This window comes from Pleomorphochaeta naphthae, from assembly GCF_055396005.1.
This window is the reverse complement of record NZ_AP042457.1, coordinates 447,740-472,901: the sequence shown is the minus strand read 5'-3', so window position 1 is coordinate 472,901 and position 25,162 is coordinate 447,740. Positions and strand designations below refer to the sequence as shown.

Sequence of the window (25,162 nt, the reverse complement as noted above, 5' to 3'; positions counted from 1 at the left end):
CTCCCTATAATTATTCTAGCGCTCTGATGAGCGTAAACTTACTGGTGAATATGCAATTCCTTTGCCAGTAAAGAACTTGGTAAAGAATTCATAATAATTAAGTCTCAATGATTGTATTCCAGAAGACAGTCCTTCTAAAGCAATAACTAAGACATTACCAAAAATTAAAATTAATATTCCAAAAACAGAAGTCATTCCAGGACCTTCTGCTAAAGTTTCAAAAGCTCCCATCAAGCTAACATGAGCTATCCCTAGACCAGCTACACGCATAAAAGACAAGGTATTTGACATATAGCCTGTAAAAGTTTCTAATAATTCAATTGGCCACATCATAAAAGTATTTGCTACCATTGAACCAATACTTTCAACTTTCTTTCCATCTCTTTTATGTTTAAAATATTCAAGAGGTTCTTTAAGAAGTAAACATATAGCCCCACAAATTAAAACTGTAAAAATCCAATTGTCAGTTGGGAATGTTTTGTATCCACTTTTTATATAAGAGTAGCCAATATATATTCCAACTGAATATATTGTAGCTCCTGTTAAACCTGTCCTTGAAAATAATAAATCAATGTAATTCTTCTTTATAATTAAATTTATCCAATTTATTAATAAACCAACAAAGATTATTACAATCCCGTATATAATGGTAATTCCTAAAATATCATAAACATTTTGAACTGGTGTTCCTAATGGAGCCGTTCCATTTACAACTGAATGATAATTAAACCAAAGCGGAGGTAAAATACTGAAACCAAAAGTAGATCCAAATACTATACCGCCTATCATAGAGGCAACACCGAGATATATTAGGAGTATAGCAACACCTCTGTTTATCATCATATCCTTTTTCATTGGATGTTTTTTATAAGATAAATGAGTAAATATTCCAATTAATAATAAAACAAACCCTTGGCCTAAATCGGCAAACATAAGCATAAACATGGAAAGATATGCAACTGTGACAAACCAAGTTGGATTTATTGTTCCATACTCAGGTATTCCATAATTTGTTACCATTTTTTCAAATGGTTTAAAGAATTTAGGTGTTGTAACTTCAACTGGTATGTTCTTACTTTCAACTTTAGTTGGATCACTTTGATCTATTATACACTGTCCATCTGAAGCTGTATAAATTGCTTGTTCAACTTGAGATGCAAACTTCTTAGGAACCCAACCAGAAAAAAGTGTAGTATTTTTTGTATATTTAAAATATGACCTAATTTGATCAGATAATTCATGTAATCTTAAATTGCACCATATGTTAATTAAAGTTGGCTCTTTTGCTTGTATCTTCTCAGAAATTTTATCTTGCAATTCTTGTTTTTCATTTAATATATTATCTAATTGATCATTTAGTTCTTCTTTAATAGCAAGTGAACCTTCTTTTTGCTCTGTTGCTTCTTCACTTTCAATCCAACCTACCATGTTCAAAACTTGGGAGATATTTGAAGAATCTCTCTTTAAACTTAAAATTGTTATATAATTATTTTTTTTAATAATTAATGAACCAAAATCTGAAAGTCTCTTTTTTAATTTTTCTAAATCTGTTCTAGTGGAGCCGACTCTAATTTCAATGAATTCATGTTTGCCAATATCGAAATACCTTTTGATTTCACTTAAAATTTCATATCGTTGGTTTAATGTTTTTTGCTGCTCTTTAATTTCAGAAATAGAAGAACTAAATTCATCTAAGATTTTTCTATATCCTTTTATATCAAGAGAAGACATATCCTCAACTTTTAATAAAGAAGAATTTGGCATTGTTCTTCCGCTCTGTCGAAGTAAATTATCAATTCTTCTTCGAGTATCTTCAATTGCTAATCTATCTGAATTTGGTCTTTTCTTACTAAGCTTTGCTAATTGTTCAGGTGGTAAATTTGTGATTTGCACAAAATCTAAAGCGCCTATAGATAATAGAGCTTTTACTACTTCATCGCTTTTCTTCTCAATTACTACAGCTGTTAGTAAACGCATGTTCTCTGTAAATAAACTCATAAAATCAATCCTTCTATTTCTTTTGAATCCACACCATAATATTTTCCACCTAAAATACCACAAATAATACTATATTGTTGTTCTCTTAAGTAGAAATACGCTAAAGGAGTTGCAATTGTGAAAGGTTTACCTCCTAAACAATTCTCAAACAATTTTCCTTTTTTATTAAATAAGTATCTCTCAAGAGCCCTTACTTGATTTATCATCTTTAACTTGTTATCTAAAACATTATCATTAACTATTGTAGCTAAGTCTTGATATCTGTCTTTTAATAACGATTCTACGGCTCTATTTTGTGGATTTGCATTTATATATAATTTAGTTGCTTCATCTTTGTAAACTCTTGAATATGGATAAAGAATTTTATTGAGTCTTTCACTCTCAAGTTTGTGGAACCAACCATAACGAACAAGCATTATTATATTTTTTAAATCAACTTCCATCTTAAATAGCTTAATGGCTATAGTTTTATCGTCACCTTTTAAACTAGTACTTGCTTGATAGAGTAAATCTATAACTTTTTTATCTAAAGATGATTCTAATTCGAATAAACCATTTGCCTCTATATCTTCTAAGGTGAATTTTTTTAGTACATTTTCATACCAAGTTGATCTAACTGCTTCTATTATATTATCAAAGGTAACAGCATTGATTATTGCTGTATAATTAATATCATTTACAATTTTATATTTTACAAGATATGCACTTCTAAATGAGATTGGTCTGCGATGAATTGCAGAAGAATACCAAAGTCTAATTGCATTTTTTATATTTTCAACTTCAATTCTAGTTAATAGAATTTCAATTAGTTTTTGAGGAGATCCGCTTAGATAATGTTTAACTCGCATCAAATCGCTTATTTCATCATTTAAAAGAGATAATTCAACTAATTGTAAATCTCCAGTTTTATGATATACTTCAGCGGCTTTGTCATATCCATGTTCTTTTAATATTCCTATGGCCTCAACTAAGCTGCCAGCCTTTAACAAGTTTTCTTGTAGCTGGGGATTTCTAATATCTCCAATCTTCGCTCTAAGTTTAGCGTTTATAAAGCCATATGAACTAACAGAACTTTTCATTTGTCAAACACCGAGGAGTTACAAATTTTCTTTGCAAGAGAAGCTGAAAGTTTTTCAATACATTCTGTATCAACAACTGAATTCTTTTTGATACTTTCTTCAAAAGCTTTTATATCAGCTTTATTTTTATTTCTAATTTCCTCGAGTTTCTCATGGTTACTAACTCGCCTTTCTTTTATAGCTAATTTAAGCTGCTTAGCAGAATCTAATTCAGCATTAGTTATCATTCTATTAGCTTTTTGTCGAGCCTCATCAACAAGCTTTGTAGCATTATCTTCAACCTCTAAGATCTCAGAAATAATATCATTTTGCATAGAAAACTCCTATAACCGATAAGTATTAAGTTATCTCAATATCGTGTCAATATACTTTAATATAAAAAATATTAAAAACAGTCCTCAATCATTTTACATCATAACTCATTAACTATTTTTTTTTAAGCCCTATAAAACTTTATAAGAGATATTATTTTTTTAGATTTTTTTAAAAATATTCTTTATTTATAAAAATATTTAAGTAATACTGTCAATTTATTGCTTTTTTTTTATAAATATCATAATTCTTATATTTCAATTTATTTTTAAAGAAAAGCATTTTCTATTAAAATTCATCTAAATTACATATTTTTACTTATAAAATATTTTAATATACAACTAAATTAACAAATAAAATCTATAGCTGTTTTATCAAGGAAATATTATAATTTAAGCTAAAAAATACCTCTAAAGCAATACAATACTTTAGAGGAAATTAAATTTTAATAGGTTTTAACCTTATGGAACATATGTATAATTTGGGTTGCTTTGTTGATTATTATTTACAGTTACAACTGGAATATCTGTATCATCTAATGAACTTTCCCAATCATCAGCTGTATCTAAGAAAGCAGGATCATCAAAGAAAGCTTCATCATCGAAAGTATCTTCAGATAATGAATCATCACCAAAATCTTCAGTAAGATCAAAAGTATCTTCCCAATCGCCAGAAGTATCTTCAAAAGCTAAATCATCAACATCTTCATCTAATGGTGGGAAGATTTCATTCCAGAATGTCTCTTCATCTTCAAATCTATCAACACCAATTTCTATAATATCTACATAGTCTGAAGCTAAATCATCACCAAAGGTGCCTACAGTCTCTTCTTCTTGTCCTTCTGCAGCTACAACATCAAAAGCAAGAGTATCTAAACCTTCAAAATTAACTTGGTAATCTTCTAATAAGACAACCTTTTCATCTGTATTAACTCTATCTTCTACTGTGAAATATAATCCATACCATTGATTATTATCCACTGACATATCAAATAAATATGTACCTGGGCTTACATCTGATAATATAAATCTACCATCTACATCAGTAAAGAGATAAAGTTGCTCATCAGGCTCTAAATATTCAACACCATTTTCATCTTTCAGTAATTTATAAATTGGAGATGAATATTGAACAAATGGTGTTCCATCAGCTTGTAGTAAAACACCACTAACTGTGAATGAAATAGGAGAATATAATACTTGAGCATATCCTGTTCGAGTATTGGTATTTAATTCATAGGAGAAAGAGCCACCTGAACTATATAGACTTTCAGAAGTTCCATAAGCTATGATATTATTTTTTGTATTTGCACTAAGGCCGGTGTAAACAGCATTTCCAAATAATGTTTTAATAACATTGAGTGATGATGAGTTTGTTTTACCAATAGATACAGGATTGTTTGCTAAATCTCCTTCTGGTTTAACAATTATAAAGTTACTCGAAGCTGTTCTATTTACAGCAAACAAGCCACCTGCATAGAATAATGCTGATGAAAGACTACCAGATGTAGTTAGGCTATCGCCATCATCAGAAACGCTGTGTTTTAAGTATGATGAGAAATAATTAGATGTATGTTGCCATCCGGCATAATAAGTCGGCTTAGTTTCTGTGAAATATTGTATTCCACTTATATTAAATTGTATAGAATCTACATCTGTTGGTTGATAAGTTGCTGATAAGCTACTTGCACCAGTAGATGCTATAGATTTAGTTGCTGTTAAATTATCTAACAAGGATAGACTAACTCCAAGTTGGAGTGAGAATTCAAGTTCATTTGTATAATCAACATTACTAACACTTAAAGTACTATTTAGACTTACATTAGGTAAGGGGTCAAAATTCGATGTAAATGAAGAACTCCATTCAACACCTTCATCATTTAATGTAACTGATAAAGAAGTGCTTAATGGTGGATATTCATCAGGAATTGGTACAGTATATCCTAAGCTCAAGTCTAGCTCGCTTGAAGTATATAATTCTCCAGTTTCATTTGTCCAAACTGGTAAATCTAAACTAATTGAACTACTAATATCTCCAATAATAGTATCAACAGTATGGCTAAGAGAGGTCGAAACTTGTGGAGAATATAGATCAGTAAAGCTTGTAAAGAAGGTCCCTGTAAAAGGTCCAGCCATGGTTGCTAATATACCTTCAAATGTTGTTTGTATTTCTTCTACACTAAAATTGAAAGTACTGTAAAGTGTAAAGGTATCAAAAAGACCAAGGTTTAGATAGAATTGTGTATCAAAGTCAGTAAAATCATAATCGTAAATCTTACCATCAATATATGGAAGTCTAAAGAATGCTGTTGAATCATCTTCTCTTTCACTTTTACTAATTGCTGCACTTAAACCATACAAATAATCACCTGTAGCTAATAATCTAGTATCGTAGGGCAGATCAAATTCATCTAATATTATTGGATATGTAGGATCGTCTGGTATGATTTTAATTCTAATATGATTAGCCCCTTGTTGTAATGGGAAATCTTTAAGAATATATTCACCTCGTCTAAGTTTTTTAATTACAGGCTCTGACTGATTCACATAAACATATAAAGTGGAATCGCTTTCTAATAAGTAATCACGTGTGTATTGATGTGATAATAACTCTCCTGTTCCATATGAATAATTTTTCTCAATAGTAAAACCAACAGCTGTACCATCAGTTCCTAAATTTGATCCTAAATTACCAAAAGATACTCTTAAGTTTTTATCTCTTATATCAAAGAAACCTTTCCATGTTCCTACACTAATTTCTACTTCTTGAGAGTCTTCATCTACTGTATAAACAAGATTATTAGAGAAATCTATTCCAACCTCACCGATTGAGATTGAATTACTCATTATTAAAGAATTTGTTAAAGTATTAGTTGAAACACCTGCTCCATATGTATAACTAGAAGATAAATTTAATGATGAAACAAATGAGAAGAAACTAGGCTTTAATATATTAGCATCTGAAATACCATATTTTTCGTTTCTACTTAAAACAGTATTTTTCTCTACTTTGTTAATTGGTAAATATTGTATAGGAATATCATCAATACCAAATTCCATGCTTACTGTAAAGGCATCTACATCTACAACAGTCTCAACATTTAAATCAATTAATTGATCAACTGTATAATATTCAGGAGCGTCTACAAATAATCTATTTATTGCTGAATCACTTAATACATCATTAATTAGATTATATAAGCTTGCTACACCAATAAAATAATTGTCTCCTTCGAATTTTGTTTCGATATCACCTTTTTGTTCACCGTTTACAAATAAAGTTAAGTAATAAATACCATCTTCATATAAGCTCATATCGGTTTCACCTGCAACGTAAAAATCATCAAAGAAATCATCATCATATTCTTCAACTTCACCATCTTCTGCAGGTTTAAATAAATCATATTCTTCTTGTGTTTGGATTAATGGCTCAAATAATAAAGGTTCAAGGGGAGTATTGAAATCACTTGCAAAATCATCACCCCAGAAATCATCATCATCAAAAGATAAATCATCATCAAATGAAAAATCTTCATCAAAACTAATATCGTCTACTTCGCTATCAACAAATTCACTGTCATCAATTTGCGAAATTTCTTTATCTTCGTCTAATGAAAGTTGTTCAACAATACTATCTTCTTGAGAAGGTTGATCTAAAATAAAAGGAGAAATAAGATTCTCTTCAATTTCAGGTGAAATTGATTCATCTTGTGAGGATAAGTTATATGACAATTCTAATTCATCAAAGAATTTAACATCATCGTTAGTTATAGTTAGAGAGGAGTCAACTACTTCAGTTTGAATTTCCTTTTCCTCATCACTGACAGAAGTACTAATTTGGTATAACTCAGGTAACTCATAAGGGGGAAGTAAACCTAAATCATAATAATATCTTTCAGTATTTACGTTTAACTTACCCTCTTTATTAGTAGTTCTAGTAGTCGCTATTGAAGAAGGAGCTTTATCTTCTGCAGCAGTTTCTACTTGTGATTCAACAAAACAAGCTTTTACCACAAACAGAAGAATGAAGGTTACCACAACTAATAAAAAAGTTAATCTTGTAACTTTTATAGCCCCTACTTTATTGAAATTTTTCAATATCCTCTCCGTAGGTTAATTAATTGAAATCAAATTTACTCTTATATTGAACTCCATCTTCTCTAGACAATTCACTAGGCCAAGGTATATGAAGAGTAATTGTTTTTCTAGCAAGGATATTTGTTCCAGTTAAGCCAGCTAATTGCTGATCACCTGATAGTTTAACTGTATTTCCTTTACTATCTTGTACGATTAATGTTGCATCAACTAAAAGCTGATGAACAGTACCTAAATTTGAAAGAGTTACAGCCATTGTTTCAACTTTCTCTTGTGTAACATTCCCATCTTCATCTGTTGTCTCTACAATCTGATATGAAGGAGCTACTTTTCTAATTGCGACTCTTTCAACAACCTGTGAAGGCTCAACATATGCACTTGTTGTATATACATACAAGAAGTTGAACATACTATTGTCTTCTTCATTCCTACCTTTTGAATAAGGTACTTGTTCAGCTCTAATTCTAAAACTTAATTCAGAAGTAGTAGTCTGTGGGCCTCTATATTGAACTCTTACAATTTGCGAACTTTGTGGTTTAACAATAGTCTTGTTAGGAACAATTGAAAAATATTGAGTTGCAGGTGAATTTATCTCATTACCTAGTGAATCTTGACTTCTTGTTAAGGCTGTAATTTCAACTGCTATTGAATCATTGCTATCATTAACAATTGTATATGTTTTTGTATTTCCTGCTCCTGTTGGAGAGAAGGTTTGCTCAAGTGGTGAGAACTGAAATGCAAACACTTGTGCAGTTACAAAAGTAGTTAGAATTAATATAATTGCTATTATTTTTTTTGAATGTTTCTTCATGACTACCGTCCCTTTTAATATATCCTAATTTTATAATACGAAATAAAGTTCTTTAATACAAGGAAAAAAACCACAATATGCCATAATTTTCATAAAAAAAAGATTGTTTTTTATCGTATAATTCCGTTATTTTTCAGAAAAACCTAGTTTTTACTTAACATATTTACAGTATTTTAAGCAAAATTACTAAAAACAACTTTTTTCTTTTTACAACTTATGTCCAAAGGTTATCCTCTGTAATAATTAAAAAAAACTCATTTCTTATATACTAAAATAGCATATATTCATTTAATTTTCACTATAAAATAATTTATTTTCATAATAAATAGGATATCTTTAAAATTATAAATTAAAAATTTAGATAAATTAATTGACTAAAAAACCTATTAAATGATAATCTCGACCCATAATCGGGCTGTAGCGCAGGGGTTTAGCGTACAAGTCTGGGGGACTTGGGGTCGCCGGTTCAAATCCGGCCAGCCCGATATAAAAAGTATTAATCCTATAAGTTGATATGCTTATAGGATTATTTTTTGGAAAAATATTCATTTTAGTTAAATTTATATTTTATATCTCAATATTGAATATATTTTGCATATAACTACAATTTAAGTTTGCTCAGTTCCTTTATTAATAGGTTATGATTTTCTAAAGGACTCTCTTTTACTTCTAGCACCATATTAGCTTTAAATTTAGCAATTTCCTTAATAACCTCTTTATATGGAAAATTATATTTATTAAGGGAAGAGTGATTATCTTCAAGGATTACTTCTTTTCCTTCTAAAATTGGTTTAGATATATTGCTATGAAGATGAGTTGTAGCAACTTTATGTGTCGCTAATATTGTTCGTATAGCCTCTAAATAATTAAATCCATACAAACAAGATGAGACCCAAAGATGGCCAATATCTAAACAAATTGAACAATCAACCTTCTCAATTAATTTAACCATTTCATTTGGAGTTTGAAATAAATAACCTACTCTTGGATTTAAATTCTCTACAGCTAAAGTTACTCCTCTTTTTTGGCAAATTTGAGCAAATTTTTCTAAATTTTTTATCGCTTGCTTAGAAAATGCTTTATACTTTTGAGAATCGATATAATTTTTATCACAAATTGAACCTTTAGTATTCCAAATATAAGGGGTAAACTCTTCACTTGTTAATAATTTTTGTCTTCTCACATTATCCGAAGGAATAGCCTTATCAGTTGAATATCCTGGATGAAGAACCAAATTGTTCGCACCAAAAGAAACTGCAGTATCTAAGCTCATTTCTAGATCTTTAAAACTCTGTGCTATAACAACTTCATCATGGCTTGCTAAATTTGGGAAAAACTCAACATTAGGACATGCAGCATGTATAGAAACAACAGAATCCATAAGTTTAGGTCGCATTTTTTCAATAAGTTGTGGTGTCATCTCATAAGATAGTTCAAAATGTAGTTTATGAGGGGATGACTCAATAATATCATTTAAACTCTCAACTGTTTTCAAAGAAACTAAAGATATAGCAGTTGTAAGATTATTTATAATCATAATAATTCCTTATATATTATAAGCCTTGTACAATACAGGCAATTTAGTATTTAGAAAAACTTGTTTAGCTTCTTTAAGCATCTTTTTTTGTTTTGTTATATCTTCTTCAATATGACAAATTAAAAGAAGGTTCGCATGTAATAGATTAGCAGTTTGTCCCGCTTGATATGCACTACTGTGCCCACGAGAGTTTAGAATATCCTCTTGATCAGATAAACCACCTGCTTCATGAACTAATATATCGGCATCATATGTACACTTAGGATATTGTGAAAGGGGTGCTCCATCTGCTAGATAAACAAATTTTTTATCATATTCTACAATAGCACAACCGATTGTATCAACTCCATGAGCAACAGCAAATACTTCTACTTTAATATTATCTATAGGCGTTAAATAGACACCTTGTTCAATTGTTTCCCATATGATTGTAAACATTCCTTTCTTTTTTCTTAAAGAAAAAGCTTCACAAAGTTGTTTTGCAACTTTAATAGTTTCTTTATTAGAAAGGATAATTAAAGGATCTTTTTTACCCATTAACCAAAGTTGATGTATTAGTGAAGGCAGTGCATATATATGGTCTACATGAGAGTGAGTTAATAAAACCATAGAAAGAGAAATGGGATCAATATTAGCCCTCTTCATTTCCATTATGGGAGATCCTGAAACGTCAATAAGCAAATTAAAATTAGCACTAGAAACAAGTAATGAAACATTACTTGAATCTTTATGCTGTATACTATTTGCATAACCTAAAAACTTAACTATCATGAAGTTTTCCTTTTTTTCTTTGCTAGAATAGGAAGAACTACTGAAATAATAGATAGTGCTATAAAGAATAAGCAAATTGGTTTAGTAAAGAATGTAAAATAATTTCCACCAGCAAGCTTAACTGCTCGTCTAAAGTTTTCTTCAAACATTCCACCTAAAATCAATCCTAATACAATAGGTGCAATTGGATAGTCATCTCTTTTCAGTGCATACCCTATAAATCCCATTACCAAAGCAATGCCTAAATTAAATATTCCAACTGATGTCGCTTGACCTGCAATAGCATAGGCTCCGATAAATGATAGCACTAAAATTAAAGGCAACAACATTTGTTGAGGGACACCTAAAACTTTAGGATATAATCTTACGCCTACAAGTTGGAATGTTGCCATAAATACATTTGCTATAAACATAGTCATAAAAATTGCATAAACTAAAGACATATTAGTTGTAAATAATTGAAAGCCAGGAGTAACTCCCTTAATCATTAATGCTCCAATTAATACAGCTGTAGCTGCATCACCTGGAATACCTAAAGCTAAAGCAGGTATTAAAGCCCCACCTGTTACAGCATTATTAGCTACTTCAGGAGCAACTACACCTTCTAAACAACCAGTTCCAAGTTGACCAAGTTTTCCACCTGAATTTTCAGTAATTGTCTTAGCTGAATTATATGCCATAAATACGGCAATTGAAGCTCCTGTTCCAGGAATAGCCCCTACGATAGTGCCAATTCCTAATGAACTTGCAATCAATTTCCACATTGAAGAAAGCTTTTTAAAAGAAGGGAAAACTTTATCTACTTTTATTGGTTCAACTTTTTGAGTTTTTACAAAAGGTTTTTTCAATTCAATAAATACTTGGGAAATACCAAACAATCCAATTAAGGTTGATGTCAAATCTAGTCCTTTTGCTAATGGAGTAGTAGCTAAATATGATGAAAAAGGAATTCTTAACTGTCCACTAAAAGGATCTGTTCCAAGAAAAGCTAAAGCCATTCCAAAAGCCCCCATTAAAAGTCCTTTCCAAATATTCTTAGCAGATACCGAAGCTATAATTACCAAACCTACTAAAGCTAATGTAGTTTTTTCAGCTGGCCCAAATGCTAGTGTAAGTTTTGCAATTAAAGGTGAGAATAGAATAAGTATGATAAGACTGCCAATCCCTCCTATAAAAGAACTTACTACAGCTCCTCCAATTGCTTCTCCGGCCTTACCCTTTTTTGTCATCAACAAGCCATCTTCAATGGTTGCAATAGCATTTGGATTTCCTGGAATACCTAGTAGTATTGCAGGAATGGAAGCACCAGATACAGCTCCACAATATACAGCTAAAAGAAGACCAATACCAGTGGCAGTAGGCAATTGAAAACTAATTGGCATCATTAAAGCAATACCCATAGTAGCAGATAAACCAGGTAAGGCTCCAAGAATTATTCCAATTATTGAACCTATTGCCATCCATAAAATAGTATCTACATTGGCAATCTGCATTAATCCCTCAAATATGATATCCATAAAATCTCCTCACTACCAATAAATTAAACCGCTAACTAGTTCAACTAAAAACATTTGTCTAAATATTAGATATACTAATTCAGTTGTAATAATAGCCATTGTGCCAGCCTTAAATGCATTCACATAGGATTCTTGTGCAACACCTCTTTTGAACCATTTATTCTCTATCTTTACAAATAGTAAATAACTGATAAATAAAATTATAAGAACTATTGAAACTGTAACAGTTGAGTTACCCATCCACTGAGGAATAGTTTTTGCTCTAACTGAAAGTAAAAGATATCTAGTTATTTTTCTTCCTATAGTATAAATAAGTAAAAGGATAGCTATTGAACTCAAACTCCCTATTGCCCAAACATTAATATATTTTTTATTCACAGTGTCCATTTGATAAAAATAGGTAAGTGTAAAAAGTAGCAATACTGTTGATAATACAAAACCTAGTGGTCGCATAACGACCACATACAGTATAGCTACAATAATTGTTAAGATGAAAAGACGAGGTTCCACCTTTTGCTCAATCTCTTCACTAGCAACAGTCTTCTTATCGGTAAAAAGAATTACACTAGATGCTATGAACATGAAAATAGACAACACTAAAGGTAATAACATCCCACCAGGATCTCCTCCAATTTCGTCTCCAATCATGGTAGAAGAGCCCATACTTACTACATAAAAGAAGTACAAGATAGATACAACCATAAATACCAATGGTCCTAGTTTGAATTTTTGGAACATCGTCTTTAGCCTCCTGTGCTATTCGCTCATCTTATATAAGCCAGCTTCTTTAAGAATAACTTCATAATCAGCAATAGTGCCTTTATCATACTCAGCAAAATCATCTAGTGTTGTAAATGCTGGGATTAATCCACTATCTTTCATAAAGGTTTGGAATGACTCACTATGGAATGCTTTATCAGCAGCATCTGCTAACCAAGCTTTAATATCTTCAGGTGTTCCCTTTTTTACTAATACAGAACGGAAAGAACCTCCTGGAACTGAAACATCAGCATACCCAGCTTCTGCTAAAGTGGGAATTGAAGAAAGAGCCTCTAAAGAACTAGTTTCATCTGCTAAAATTACTAAAGGACGTAGAGAATCACTATTAGCTACTACTTCAGATTGACTGAAAATACCTACGTCACAGTGACCTCCTAAAACAGAAGCTATTAGATCAGATCCACCGTTAAAAGGAGTAACATTAAAGCTCTTATCAAAAGCAAGATTTAATCCAACAGAAGCAACACCGGTTGCTCCACCCATTCCAGCATTACCTAAACTAATTTTTCCAGGTGATGATTTAGCAGCCTCCACTAATTCACTTAAATTAGTCCAAGGTTTATCATTTCTTACTGCAACAATAAAAGGATCCCAGTTTAAGCCAGCAATATAATCAAGTTCTTTATATCCATTAGTAAGACCTTGCATAGTTGCAGCTGTTGTATGAGTTCCTCCCGCTAAAAACATATAACCATCAGCAGGGCTATTTAACACTTCGTTAGTACCTGTTGCACTACCTGCACCAGTAATATTTGTTACAATAAAATTAACACCAGTTTCATCTTTAAGAGCTTCAGCAAATGTCCTAAAAATCAAATCTGTACTACCACCTGCCGAATGGGGAACAACAATAGTTATGTTTTTTTCTGGATCAGGGTACATTGTCTCTTGTGCACCACTCGCAAATAGAGTTCCCATAGAACTGAGAACAATTAATAAAATACTCAAAATTTTGTAATGATTCATTTAATCCTCCAAATTATTTTATATTTCACTCAGTTAAAACTATAACTGAGCTATTATTACCTTTATATCTCTCTCTTCTAGCTCCCTAACTATTGAAGGAGAGATTCCTCCATCTGTAACAAAAACATCTATATCTTTCCAATCACAAATTTTAGCAAGTGACACAGTTCCAAGCTTTGAAGAATCAGCAAGGAGACAAACTCTAGCAGCACTTTTTATCATAGCTTGCTTTGTGTCAGCCTCTGCCAAACTTGTGCATGTAATTCCAGCTTCTAAAGAAAAGCCTCTAGCCCCTAAAAATAAAATATCTGCATTAATATTAGATAGAAATTGATTCGCTTGAGATCCAATAGCAGCTAAGGAATCTCTTCTTAATTGACCACCAACAAGTAGCATGTCTATAGAGTGAGCTCCAGCTAATTCTTGCATAACTAATAAGCTATTAGTTATTACAGTCAAAGGGATATTGGTAACTAACTGAGACAGATGTACAGTTGTACTACCACTATCGATTATAATACTTCCATCGGCTTTTACTAATTCAAAGGCTGCTTTACAAATTGCTTTTTTCTCTTCTGCTCTTTCGTTGATAGTATTACTAATTAGCCTAACAAGATTTTGTTTTTCTGTGAGAATAGCTCCACCATGAGTTCGAGTTACTAACCCTTCTTCAGCTAATTCATCTAAATCTTTTCGAATAGTAACTTTCGAGGTTTCTAACTTATTGGCAAGATTAATTACATCTACAGAAAGTTCTTCTTGTAACACTTTCATGATGTAACGTTTACGTTGAGTTGCCTGCATAATTCCCTCCTAAACTTTCTTTTCCTTGCTATTATTAACATACCAATAGGCAAAAAGCAAGAAAAAAAAATAATAAATAACAAAAAGAAAGTTTTGCTATAATTCTTTGATAACTAAAATCATTTTATTTCATACAAACTTACTAATTTGTAGAAAAAAACATATTCTACAATTTAAAGATATAAATGTTAGAGATAATTTCCTAGTTTAATTTTATTCAGATAATATTATCTTTTTAGAGTAAACAAATATTTATAAGAATTGACAATTATGGTATTTTCACATACTATAATAATACAATATATAACAACATAGAACTAAGGAAATACATATATGGAACTTAAATTTGAAGATGCCAAACCATTGTACTTACAATTATTTGAAAAACTACAATCAGCAATAAGCAATAAAACATTAAATACTGGCAATAAACTCCCTACAGAGCAGGAATTAAGCAAACAATTTAAAGTTAGCAGAATAACTGTTAGAAAAGCACTCAAAGAACTTGAACAAAGAGGTTTAATAATTAAAGTCCAAGGGAAAGGTACTTTTATAAATAGCCCAAAAATCACTAAACGATTAGACAACAAGCCTATAGGATTTTCTGAAATGATTCGAAATCAGGGAATGTCTCCTGATGCAAAAACAATGAAAAATGAATTGATTTCGCCGGATGAAGATGATATGAAAATCTTTGGAATTAAAGCAAACGATAAAATATATCTTCTTGAAAGGTTAAGAATGGCTGATTCAATACCAGTCTCATATGAGATTTCTAGATTTGCGCCAAAATACTCTTTTTTAAAAAAAGAAGATTTAAACGGTCAAAATTCACTTTTTGCTTGTCTTCATGATAAATACAATATTTCATTAATTAATTCTAGCAAATCCCTAGATATTATTTTTTGCACAAATCCAGATATTGTAAAAGCCTTAAATGTAAATATAGGATTCCCACTTCTCTATATACATGGTGTAGTTTATGATGAGCAAGATATCCCTATATACAGAACTTTCATATATTTCAGAGGAGATAAATTTTCATTTACAATCTAAGGTACTCTTACATTCCTAATAAATAGTCTATTGATTTTTCTAAAGCTTCATCCGGATTGTGAAAACACTCTGGATCACAAATTTCTAAAGACCAATATCCATCATAACCACAATTTTGTATATCTTCACACCATTTTTTAATAGGGAAATTTCCTACACCAAGAACTTTATGTCCAATAGGGGTGCCATCAATAATATGAATATGTTTGATTTGTTTATGACCGAAATTTTGGAAATAATCATTGGGAGTTTCGTCAGATTCAGCCATTTGGCAAAAATCAATCATACCAAATACATTGGTTGCCCCTATATCTTCAATCATTTTACTTGCTTGAACACTATTATTTAAAATATTAGAAGTTCTTATAGATTGAACCTCTAAGCATAAATCCACACCTCTTGTCTTTGCATAATCAGATAAAATAGAAATAGAATTTATACATAATTCCCTAGCTTCATATAAACTATAATTTTCATATCCGAAACTAGAGGTTATTACAATTTTCGAGGCTTCTAAATCACTAGCTATATCAATTGATTTTTTAAAATAATTGATGCTATAATTTCTCATTATTTTGTCTTGAATAGACAAACTAATTGGATATTTACATTGCTCTGGAGTGAAGCAAACAACTGAAAGCTTGCGATGTCTAATTTCTTTCTTTAAAGACAAAACAGTGGCTCTTGTTTCCCAATCTACCATAAGATGAGGAGCTCCACCCCAAACTTCAATGTTTTGTAGACCGCAAGAGGACACACTTTCTAAAAATGAAATGAAGGGATATCTAATAAAATGGATATTCATTCCAGCTATTTTATTTTTATCTATCATTTATCAACCTTTTACACTTCCAATTGTCATACCTCTAACCATATTTTTTTGAATAAACAAAAATAAAATAATTATTGGAATAATAGAAATTGATAAACCAGCTAATAATACTGTCCAATTGGTATATTCATTTCCTTGCATTGTACTAAGTCCATAAGGAATAGTCCTCAGCTTTGATGATTGTATAAATACTAAAGCAAATACAAAATCATTCCAGGCATATTTAGCAGATAAAAGAAGTCCTGTTAACAATGTGGGTTTTACAAGAGGAATTAATATCTTTGTAAGAACTGTAAAGCTATTACAACCATCAATCCATGCTGACTCTTCAATATCTTTAGGAATTGCAATTAAAGCAGACCATAATAAAAATACATTAAAAGGTATTCTAAAAGCAATGTATGGTAAAATTAAAGCAAAATATGTGTTATAAAGCTTTAAAGATTGAAGTAATTTATAATTAGAAATTAAACTAACTTGTGGAGCTAACATTAATCCACTGAGGATCATCATAAAAAGAACGTATCTACCTTTAAATTTAAATCTACTTAAAGGAAAAGCTGCTAATAATCCGATAAAAACACTTCCAACGCCAGATACAAAAGTAACTAAAACACTATTAAAAATATATCTACCAACACCAGCTCTCCAAGCAACTGAATAATTACTAAAAACATAAGTTGTCGGAAATTTAAAAGGTGATAAAAAAAGTTCACTATTAGTTTTAAAACTACTCATAACCATCCATAACAATGGATAAATAATTGAAATAGTAAAAGCAAAGAAAAGAATTATTATGAGAATTCTTTTAAAAAGATCTGTACTTGATATTTTTCTTAATTTAATCATAATCACCTATTATCCTTTGCACTTTTAATATTGTACATTCTTATCTGGAAAATTGATAAACAGAAAGTTATAATAAATAGAATCACAGCAATTGCCGAAGCATATCCCATTCTATCATTTCTAAAAGCCGATCTATATAATAAAGTTCCTAATACTTCTGAAGACCTACCTGGGCCACCACCAGTCATTATATAAACTTCATCAAAGACTTTAAAAGCTCCAATAATAGTTGTAGTCATTACTAATAAAATGGTCTCACGACAACCTGGAATAGTAATCATTCTAAACCGAGTAAATTCTCCTGCACCATCAATCATTGCAGCTTCATAGCGTTCATAAGGAATACCTTGGATTCCTATCACATAAAGAAAAGTAGTATATCCAACCCATTGCCATTGAGAAACGCCTATAACACCAAAAATTGCTGTTGAAGATGATCCTAATATATCTGAAGTTGGAAGTCCTAATAGATTTGTAAAAACATTTATAAGACCAATTGTTGGATTAAATAACATCTGCCAAAGAAGGGCAACCATAGTTAAAGATAGTACTGATGGAAGAAAATAAACGGTTCTAAATATCCCTGAAATTTTACGCATCCATTTTTGCTCTAGGATCGCAGCAATAACTAAAGATAACCCGCCTTGAAAAACAATACTTATAACTACGTAATAAAAATTATTTAATAAAGAATGCCAAAAAATATCATCTTTCATTAATTGAGTAAAATTACCTAAACCTACCCAAACCTTACTAGTCGAAAAAGCATTCCATCTAGAAAGACTGAAAATAAAATTCATGACTATGGGTGTATAAATGAAGAGAATTATCAGAAATAAAGCAGGCAATAAGTAAAATAATATAGCCCATCTATTGTTTTTAGTATTATACATTAAATTAGATCTCCCCTATATAATAAGAATAAATCCAGTATCGATAATAACTTACCGAGTACTGGATATTTACAGTAATATTTAAAGTTCTGATTTAGCTCTTGCGGCTTCCTTTTGAACTTCTTGCATAATTTGAGATGGTGTCTTACTTCCATCAATAAGTAATTGAAGATTTGCTAAATAAACATCAGCTACAGAAGCTGGAGTAGCTGTATCAAGCCATGTAGCAAAACCAGCTGCATTATTTACTGCTTCTACGCCAGCTTGAACTTTACCACTATATTTCACACTCTTAACTCCAGAAGGATAACCTGTAATATCAGACCACTTTTGTGCATTCTCATTTGAAGTAATTTGTTTTAAGAACTCTACGCTAAGATCAGGATTTTCTGATTTAGATGAAACAAGGAATAAATCTGCTGCACCTGTAATATAATCTTGATCTCCAGATGCACTCTCAATAGGTGGGCAGGGGAAGAAATCCCATTCCGAGGTCATATTTGCATTTAATCTTTTCTCAAAACTAACTATTTCATCATAGTGAATTGCACCTTGTCCAGCATAGAACATTTCTCTAGCTGCTGTATTCTGAGTAGAATTTGGAGCATCATTCATATATTTAGTTAAATCATAAAGAGTTTGAAGAGCTTGAACGTAACCAGGATCTGTAAAGGCTCCTTCTTCTAATGAATAGTCTTTTTGTAAAACATCCATAGGAACATATTTTTCATTTAATGTAGTTAAATAGTGGCAAGCTACCCAAGGTGAACTATTACCCATTAATATTGGTGTAATATCACTTGCTTCTAATTTATCTAAATCAGATATAAATTCAGTCCAGGTAGTAGGTTCCTCTGTAATTCCTGCTTTTTCAAATAACTCAGTGTTATAGCAGAAAAATTTAGCACTAAATCTAATTGGAACACCATAATATTTCCCATCATAAACACCATCTAAAATAGTTGAAGGAATAAAACTTGATTTCCAAGCATCATCTTCTTCATAATATTTAGAAAGATCTAAAACGGCACCTGAGTTTACAAATTTACCTAAAAACTCTCCAGACCAGGAAAAAAAGACATCTGGAACATCTCCTCCACCTAACATTACTCTAAGTTTCTCTTTTATAGGTTCATCAGCAACATGTTCATATTCAATTTCAACTCCAGGATGACTTTCTTCAAAAATTTCTTTTTGTTCTTCCCAATATGGGGAAATTAATTCTTCTGGCCATTTAGTCAAAACTCTCAAAACTGTTACATCAGATTCTTCTGAAGATCCTCCTGCGAATAACATGCCTGTTACAAAAATCATTAAAAAAATAGCTGCAACCAATTTTTTTGTTTTTTCCATAATATCTCCTCTTTTTATTATAAAAATAATTCAATTAATTATTGAATCTGAATTCCATGATCAAATGCACCATCAACCATACAAGTTTTTGTTGCAAAATGAGTTGCCTTTTCTAAAGCTTCCTTTATTTTGATACTCTGTTCTACTTTGTCTGCTTTTTTTTCTTTTAATGAAGCAAGATAACTTGTTAGAAAACAAGTACAAAAAGAATCCCCAGCACCTAACGTATCTTTTGCTAATTGAGTATCTGATTTTGAATAATAAACTCCTTGATTATCTGCAAAATAAGATCCATCTATTCCCTTTGTTGCCAAAACGCCATCAAACCCATAAGCAAGAGCTTTTTTCATTAGCTGCTGGGTTTCTTTTATCGAAAGATGGCCACAAGAACAAATTGCATAATTGACATATTGTCCAAGTTCCTTTAAGTTCTCATCATTAAACCTACTTGAAAAATCAAACGATACTGTCATATTTCTTTCATGAATTGCTTTAAGAAAAATTTGAAAGCCATAAGAATTTATACTTGAATGAATTAAATCAAATCCACTGAGGTAATCTAAGTCTGATTCGGTAAATTTAAGAGGGGAAAGATTAGAAACACCTCCATGATTTGAATGAACAAACTTTCTATCGCCATCTATAAGATTCACACAAGCATAACCATTTTCACCTTCTACACTTCTACAATGAGATAACTCTAGGCCCATATCATCTAAGACTTTATAAACATATTTACCTGCAAAATCAGTTCCAAAAATACCTAAGTAAGCAGAATCAAATCCAAGCATCTTAGAATAAACAGAGAAATTTAGCGCATTTCCACCTGGATACATAATCCCTCTATAAATATATTTATCGACAACATTATCTCCAACTCCTATGACTTTCAACATAATTATTTTCTACTCCTAATACTCAACTTTAAACATATACCTTCTTGTAGATAAAGGATGCTCTCTCAAATCAGCTAAAATATGGTTATAAACGGAGAAAACATTATTGAACAAAGAATGGTTAAAGTAATCTATAACACTACTATCTACAATAGACAAGCCCAATTCTTTAGCATCTAGAACTTCAAAACGAGATGAATAATTTTTAAGGAACTTTAAAACACGTTCATCAAGGAACCTAGTTGAACCTTCGGCAACTTGAAGAAGAATGTTTGAATTTTTATCGATTACTTCAAAAGGACCATGGAAAAATTCACCTGAATGGATAGAACTTGAATCAATCCATTGCATCTCTTGTAAAATACAAATATTTTCCATATAGGCTGAACCCCAAGAAGCACCACTACCAATTGTATACATTACAGAATCATTTTTATGTTCTTCCCCAAATTTTTTCGCTCTAGGTAAAACTTGCTTCATAGCTTTTTGTACAATTGTATTTATCTGAGATACACCTTTATAAAATTCATCATAATGATTATATTTTTCAGTCAGTTTTAGTAATTCAACAACTAGCTTTAACTGTTGCATCACTTTCTCATTAGCGATATCTTTATTTTCTCCAAACTCATAGGACAAAACATAATCACCAACTTTTGCAAGAGCACTATCTACAATATATGTAAATACAACTACTATAGCACCACATTTTTTACCAATTTCTGCAGCCCTTATAGTTTCAGGAGTAACTCCTTTATGAGAGGTACAAATAACAATTGAATTTTTCCCACAAGAAACTGGAGTGTTATAACAAAATTCATTTGAACTTATTAGTTGCGAATTAACATTAGTTGCTTCTTTTTCAACAAATTTCTGAACAGGAACAAAAGCTCCAAAAGATCCGCCACATCCGATAAAGAATATATTTTTCAATCCTCCATCTTTCTTAAGTTTCTCAGCAATCTCACTTGCTGGAGTTACCACATCAAAAACATCGTGATTTGTCATTATCTTTTTTCCTCCAAGATAAACAAAGCCAATTATTGGCTAAATTATATTAGTATTACCTTGTTATACTTTGTAGTAATACCTTATAGAACAACTTAAGAATATCATAATACATTTACGTTGTCAAATTTAATTTTTATAAATTTATATAAGTTGATTAAACCTCGAACTACCCTTCTAGTAATTAGAACATCAACCTAATAATAAAATTCAAAATTTAATAGCAACAGAATTTGAAAATAAGTTCCAAAAGCGATTGAATACTTATTTAATGGAGAGAATGAAGATTCATTAACTTTTTATGATTAAATCTAATAGATTCAAGAAAAATTGCCTCTAATAATGGATGCGAAAGAACTAATGCACAAGATAAGAAGAAGGAGTCGAGTTGCCCAAGTATTTCCATCAATGGACTCTTATATGAGACTACTAGTCTCATACTTGATGGAAGTAGAAGTGTGATAATCAAACCCTGAAAATGTTATATTAAAAAATCTTCATTATTCTAAGCAACGACGGACTAATCCCGTAGCATAGTTACAAGATATTATGATTACTGATGGTTTTATTAAAGAAGAAAATTGCGAACTATTGTTGACGTGACCATCTATTTTACAAACTAAAACAAAATACAATTCAAATGTTAAATAAAAATAAAGACTAAATAACTAACTGAATTAAAGTTAATTATAGGGTGAAATCTTAAATACAAGTTGTAATAAATACTTCAATTCCCTTAAAGAAAAATAGATTGTAATTTTTTAAATCTACTGATTTATAAATTATATATAATACAATTAAACAAAAGAGTACAAACAAAATCTTCTATTCAAAAAATTGTTTCATTCGATTTGGCATATTGCTAAGAATTCTTTTAGCAAGACTTGATGGAGATTCTTCCATACCATTCGCTATCCAATTAAAAATAGATCCAACAGCCCCATAACTATTAAACTGAAGGGAAAACTCCATATTTTTATCTACTTCTTCAATATTACCTCTTCTTTCAATTTCTTTTTCATATGCTCTATGAGTATAATCAATAATTAAATTTTGCAGATAAGTTTGGCTATCGCTGTGAATAATATTATGATAAAAAGATTTTTTATCTTTCATTTTTTTTAGCATTCTTGCTAACACCTCTTCCCAAGGGTCATCTACTAAACTTTGATGGATTATTTCTTCAACTTCAGATTGGAAAATCCAATTAACTAATTGGTACTTATCATAAAAATACCTATAAAAAGTCTGACGAGTAACATTGCAATTATCTACTATTTGTTGAACTGTTATTTTCTCAAGATCTTTACTATCCATTAAATCAACAATTGAATCAGCTAATAATTGTTCTGTACTTCTGCGTTTAATCATATCCCTCTTTTGTTACATTTATATCCATTTGTAACACCATTTTACATGATAAGGATATTGTAACTATCTAAATCGATATTTTTATATTAATAATAACATATCGATAATACCTAAACAAGTAATTTGTTTAGAAGGAATAAAAATATTAGGAGAATGGAATGCAAAAATTTAGTAAAATTCTTGAACCAATCAAAATTGGTGAAATGATGGTACCAAACAGAATTAACATGGCACCAATGACTACCCTTTATGCTGGAAGTGATGGTGAAGTAACTGATCAACTTATGGAATACTATGCTGCTAGAGCTAGAGGTGGCACAGGTATGATAACAATTGAAGGTGCTTATATTAATAAAACAGGACTTCAAATTCCTTGTTCTGTGAATGTAAGTGATGATAAATTTATTCCAGGTTTATCTAGAATTGCTACTGCAATTAAAGATAATGGATCAAAAGCTGTTCTTCAATTAATCCATTCAGGAATCCAAGCTTGGGTTGAACAATCAGTTGGACCTAGCGAAATTGGTAGAATTGATGGTAAACCTATTTCAACAGAAGCTGTACCCCGCGCCCTTACTACTAAAGAAGTTATGCAATTTGTAAAAGACTTTGGACAAGCTGCTAGAAGAGCTAAAATGGCAGGATTTGATGCTGTTCAAGTTCATGGAACTCATGGCTATTTAATAATGCAATTTTTATCACCTTTAACTAATCATAGAATTGATAACTATGGTGTAGATAGAAATCTTTTCCCTATTGAAATTGTTAAAGAAATTAAAAAAGTATGTGGAGCAGCCTACCCTGTTATCTTTAGACTTTGTGCTGACGAAACTTTAGGAGATAAGCTTACTAAACCTGGTATTACTATTGAAGATGCTAAAGAAACTGCAAGACAATTAGAAAAAGCTGGTGTTGATGCTTTTGATGTAACAGGTGGTAGTGATGATGTTATTCACAGATATGTACCTTCTGCATATATTTTAAATGATACTGAAGGTTGTTTTATTGAATACGCAAAACAAATTAAAGATGTTGTTTCAGTTCCAATAATTACAGGTGGTGGTGTTGAAACTCCAGAGCATGCTCTTGAACTACTAGAATCAGGTAAAACAGACATGCTTTTCATCGGTCGCCAATTAATCGCTGAACCTAATTGGATTCGCAAATTGGAATGCGGTTTAAGAAATCAAATTAGACCTTGTGTGAAATGTGTTGAATGCGGAGAAAGAATTGTATATGAACAAGAAATGAGATGTTCAGTTAATCCATTAAGTGGAAAAGAATGGAAATATCTAAATGAAGATGACATCCCAGTAGCTCGAACTAGTAAAAAAGTTTTAATTATTGGTGGTGGTATAGCTGGGTTAGAAGCTGCAAAAACTGCAACCCTAAGAGGCCATGATGTAACCATCGTAGAAAAAACTAATAAATTAGGTGGTACGCTAAATGTTGCATCAGCTCCTCATTTCAAATACCGTTATGCAAATCTTGTAAAATATTACATTGAAGAAATTGAAAGACTAAATATTAAAGTTAAATTTGATACAATGGCTGATGAAAAATTCATTTTAGACTTTAAAGCTGATGCTGTTATTTTTGCAGCTGGCTCTAAAGAAATACCAAACCCAATTTCAGGAGCTGAAAATTGTGTTTACTCAGATGATATTTTAAATAATAATGTAGACCCAAAAGATTCTGTTATAGTAATTGGTTGTGGTTTAGTTGGAGCAGAAACTGCATATCATCTAGCAAAACAAGGTAAAAAAGTAACTGTTTTTGAATCATTAGCACCTGCAATGAGCCTTGGTGGTATAGCCTTATTTAGACCAACAGGTTTATTTGATGAATATGGTATTACGATCCATTCTCATGCACCAATTATTGAAATTTATAAAGATGGAGTATTAACAATAGATTCTATGGGTAGAAAAAAAGTTACTAAAGCTGACTGTGTAGTTTCAGCAATTGGTAGAAAACCAAGTTATTCTCAAGACTTTGTTCAAGCCCTAAAAAACAAAGGTGTTTGGGTTCTTCCAGTTGGAGATGTAGTTGCAGCTCGTAAAGTATCTTTTGCAATTCATGAAGCCTTCCAAGCTGCTTTAAGCATCTAATATTTTATAAAATTATACTAAATTTGGACTTCTATTAAAAAATAGAAGTCCTTTTTTTATCCATTTTTTCAAACTTTTGTTGTCTAATTTACTCTATTTTTTAAATAAAATTACCCCATTTAAT

20 protein-coding genes and 1 tRNA gene are annotated in these 25,162 nt (G+C 30.9%); 3 read left to right on the top strand and 18 right to left on the bottom strand.

Going from position 1 to position 25,162, the window contains the following annotated elements; genetic code table 11:
- Positions 1-15: 15 nt before the first annotated feature.
- The 5 genes from ACZ5SO_RS02205 to ACZ5SO_RS02185 all read right to left on the bottom strand — a co-directional run bounded on the left by ACZ5SO_RS02205 (position 16) and on the right by ACZ5SO_RS02185 (position 8,294).
- Positions 16-1,998 carry a V-type ATP synthase subunit I gene (locus ACZ5SO_RS02205; RefSeq protein ID WP_464626483.1) on the bottom strand — a complete coding sequence of 661 codons (1,983 nt, stop codon included), beginning with the start codon at positions 1,996-1,998 and terminating at the stop codon, positions 16-18.
- The gene (locus ACZ5SO_RS02200; RefSeq protein ID WP_464626482.1) at positions 1,995-3,077 is read right to left on the bottom strand and encodes a V-type ATPase subunit; all 1,083 of its coding nucleotides are present in this window, start codon (positions 3,075-3,077) and stop codon (positions 1,995-1,997) included. The genes ACZ5SO_RS02205 and ACZ5SO_RS02200 overlap by 4 nt, the downstream gene beginning before the upstream one ends.
- Positions 3,074-3,391 (bottom strand): hypothetical protein, encoded by a 318-nt coding sequence (locus tag ACZ5SO_RS02195; RefSeq protein ID WP_464626480.1) that lies wholly within the window; start codon positions 3,389-3,391, stop codon positions 3,074-3,076. The genes ACZ5SO_RS02200 and ACZ5SO_RS02195 overlap by 4 nt, the downstream gene beginning before the upstream one ends.
- A 459-nt stretch (positions 3,392-3,850) precedes the next feature.
- Complete coding sequence (locus tag ACZ5SO_RS02190; protein WP_464626479.1) at positions 3,851-7,486, bottom strand: hypothetical protein; 3,636 nt, start codon at positions 7,484-7,486, stop codon at positions 3,851-3,853.
- A 19-nt stretch (positions 7,487-7,505) separates the two neighbouring features.
- Entirely contained in the window at positions 7,506-8,294 is a 789-nt protein-coding gene (locus ACZ5SO_RS02185) for a fimbria/pilus periplasmic chaperone (RefSeq protein ID WP_464626478.1), read from the bottom strand.
- A gap of 411 nt (positions 8,295-8,705) precedes the next feature.
- On the opposite strand from ACZ5SO_RS02185, the gene ACZ5SO_RS02180 reads away from it, so the two are divergent.
- A tRNA-Pro gene (locus tag ACZ5SO_RS02180) sits at positions 8,706-8,779 on the top strand.
- Between the two features lie 116 nt (positions 8,780-8,895).
- Here the strand turns inward: ACZ5SO_RS02180 and ACZ5SO_RS02175 are convergent.
- Genes ACZ5SO_RS02175 through ACZ5SO_RS02150 form a run of 6 tightly spaced genes read right to left on the bottom strand, consistent with a single transcriptional unit; the run spans position 8,896 to position 14,669 of the window.
- Complete coding sequence (locus ACZ5SO_RS02175; protein WP_464626477.1) at positions 8,896-9,831, bottom strand: sugar phosphate isomerase/epimerase family protein; 936 nt, start codon at positions 9,829-9,831, stop codon at positions 8,896-8,898.
- Between the two features lie 9 nt (positions 9,832-9,840).
- Entirely contained in the window at positions 9,841-10,602 is a 762-nt protein-coding gene (locus tag ACZ5SO_RS02170; protein WP_464626475.1) for an MBL fold metallo-hydrolase, read from the bottom strand.
- On the bottom strand, positions 10,599-12,119 hold the full coding sequence (locus ACZ5SO_RS02165; RefSeq protein WP_464626473.1) for a tripartite tricarboxylate transporter permease: 1,521 nt from the start codon (positions 12,117-12,119) through the stop codon (positions 10,599-10,601). The genes ACZ5SO_RS02170 and ACZ5SO_RS02165 overlap by 4 nt, the downstream gene beginning before the upstream one ends.
- Positions 12,120-12,131: 12 nt before the next feature.
- Entirely contained in the window at positions 12,132-12,857 is a 726-nt protein-coding gene (locus ACZ5SO_RS02160) for a tripartite tricarboxylate transporter TctB family protein (RefSeq protein WP_464626471.1), read from the bottom strand.
- An 18-nt stretch (positions 12,858-12,875) separates the two neighbouring features.
- Positions 12,876-13,865 (bottom strand): tripartite tricarboxylate transporter substrate binding protein, encoded by a 990-nt coding sequence (locus tag ACZ5SO_RS02155; protein ID WP_464626470.1) that lies wholly within the window; start codon positions 13,863-13,865, stop codon positions 12,876-12,878.
- 39 nt (positions 13,866-13,904) lie between these two features.
- A complete protein-coding gene (locus ACZ5SO_RS02150; protein WP_464626469.1) occupies positions 13,905-14,669 on the bottom strand; it encodes a DeoR/GlpR family DNA-binding transcription regulator in 765 nt (254 codons plus the stop codon).
- A 333-nt stretch (positions 14,670-15,002) separates the two neighbouring features.
- On the opposite strand from ACZ5SO_RS02150, the gene ACZ5SO_RS02145 reads away from it, so the two are divergent.
- On the top strand, positions 15,003-15,725 hold the full coding sequence (locus tag ACZ5SO_RS02145; RefSeq protein ID WP_464626467.1) for a GntR family transcriptional regulator: 723 nt from the start codon (positions 15,003-15,005) through the stop codon (positions 15,723-15,725).
- A 7-nt stretch (positions 15,726-15,732) separates the two neighbouring features.
- Here the strand turns inward: ACZ5SO_RS02145 and ACZ5SO_RS02140 are convergent, their stop codons facing one another.
- The 7 genes from ACZ5SO_RS02140 to ACZ5SO_RS02110 all read right to left on the bottom strand — a co-directional run bounded on the left by ACZ5SO_RS02140 (position 15,733) and on the right by ACZ5SO_RS02110 (position 22,927).
- On the bottom strand, positions 15,733-16,557 hold the full coding sequence (locus tag ACZ5SO_RS02140; RefSeq protein WP_464626465.1) for a sugar phosphate isomerase/epimerase family protein: 825 nt from the start codon (positions 16,555-16,557) through the stop codon (positions 15,733-15,735).
- A gap of 3 nt (positions 16,558-16,560) precedes the next feature.
- Positions 16,561-17,406, bottom strand: coding sequence for a carbohydrate ABC transporter permease (locus ACZ5SO_RS02135; RefSeq protein WP_464626464.1), 846 nt, complete (start codon positions 17,404-17,406; stop codon positions 16,561-16,563).
- Between the two features lie 2 nt (positions 17,407-17,408).
- Complete coding sequence (locus ACZ5SO_RS02130) at positions 17,409-18,206, bottom strand: carbohydrate ABC transporter permease (RefSeq protein WP_464626463.1); 798 nt, start codon at positions 18,204-18,206, stop codon at positions 17,409-17,411.
- A gap of 174 nt (positions 18,207-18,380) precedes the next feature.
- On the bottom strand, positions 18,381-19,652 hold the full coding sequence (locus tag ACZ5SO_RS02125) for an ABC transporter substrate-binding protein (protein WP_464626462.1): 1,272 nt from the start codon (positions 19,650-19,652) through the stop codon (positions 18,381-18,383).
- Between the two features lie 38 nt (positions 19,653-19,690).
- The gene (locus tag ACZ5SO_RS02120) at positions 19,691-20,548 is read right to left on the bottom strand and encodes a PfkB family carbohydrate kinase (RefSeq protein ID WP_464626461.1); all 858 of its coding nucleotides are present in this window, start codon (positions 20,546-20,548) and stop codon (positions 19,691-19,693) included.
- Between the two features lie 15 nt (positions 20,549-20,563).
- The gene (locus ACZ5SO_RS02115; protein ID WP_464626460.1) at positions 20,564-21,556 is read right to left on the bottom strand and encodes an SIS domain-containing protein; all 993 of its coding nucleotides are present in this window, start codon (positions 21,554-21,556) and stop codon (positions 20,564-20,566) included.
- Positions 21,557-22,381: 825 nt separating this feature from the next.
- Positions 22,382-22,927, bottom strand: a complete 546-nt coding sequence (locus ACZ5SO_RS02110; RefSeq protein WP_464626459.1) for a TetR/AcrR family transcriptional regulator C-terminal domain-containing protein — start codon at positions 22,925-22,927, stop codon at positions 22,382-22,384.
- Between the two features lie 158 nt (positions 22,928-23,085).
- Between ACZ5SO_RS02110 and ACZ5SO_RS02105 the strand changes: the two genes are divergently transcribed.
- On the top strand, positions 23,086-25,038 hold the full coding sequence (locus ACZ5SO_RS02105) for an FAD-dependent oxidoreductase (RefSeq protein WP_464626458.1): 1,953 nt from the start codon (positions 23,086-23,088) through the stop codon (positions 25,036-25,038).
- The last annotated feature ends 124 nt before the right edge of the window (positions 25,039-25,162 follow it).